1 protein-coding gene is annotated in these 686 nt (G+C 51.0%); it reads left to right on the top strand.

What is annotated here, in order from left to right:
* Positions 1-686, top strand: a 686-nt coding sequence (locus K5R16_RS22715) for a hypothetical protein (protein ID WP_220740541.1), incomplete at both ends; no start/stop codon positions are given.

The raw sequence follows: 686 nt of genomic DNA, 5'->3' as shown, positions 1-686 counted from the left end.
GGGGGAAGGAAAAGAGGAAAAGAGAGAAAGAAAGAGAGAGGGAAGAGGAAAGGGGAGGAAAAAGAAGAGAGGGGGGAAGAAGAGAAGGAGAAGGGGGGGGAGGGAGGGGGGGAAGGGGGAGGAGGGAAGAGGAAAAGGAAGAAAGAAGAAAGAGAAGGAAAGAAGAGAGAAAGAGAGAAGGAGAGGGGGGAAGGGGGGAGGGAGGAAGAAGAGAGAGGGAGAAGGAAGGGAAAGAGCGGAGGAGGGAAAGGGGAAAAAAAAGAAGGGGGGAGGGAGAAGAAAAAGGGAAGGAGGGAAAAAAGGAAGGGGAGGAGAAAGGGAAAAAAAGAGAAGGAAGGGGGAAGAGGAGGGAGAGGGAAAAGAGGGGGGAGGAGGGAAGAGGGAAGAAAAAGGAAAAAGGGGAGAAGAGGGAAAGGAAGAAAAAAAAAAGGAAGAAAAGGGAGAAAAGAAGGGAAGAGAAGAGGGGAAGGAGGAGGAAGAGGAAAAAAAGAGGAAAAGAGGGAGGGGAAAGGGAAAGGAAAAGGAGGGAGAGGGGGGGGAAGAGGAGAAAAAGGGAGGAAAGGAAGAGGAAAGAAGAGGGGAAGAAAAAGGAAGAGGGAAAGGGGAAGGGGAAAAAAAGGGGGGGAAAAAAGAGAAGAGAAAGGAGGGGGGAAGGGGAGGGGAAAGGAGGGAAGGGGAAAAAGAAG

The sequence above is a fragment of the Shewanella sp. c952 genome (assembly GCF_019654975.1).
Classification (GTDB): Bacteria; Pseudomonadota; Gammaproteobacteria; order Enterobacterales; family Shewanellaceae; genus Shewanella.
The sequence above is the reverse complement of the archived record's forward strand: the minus strand, read 5'-3'. Positions and strand labels throughout refer to the sequence as shown.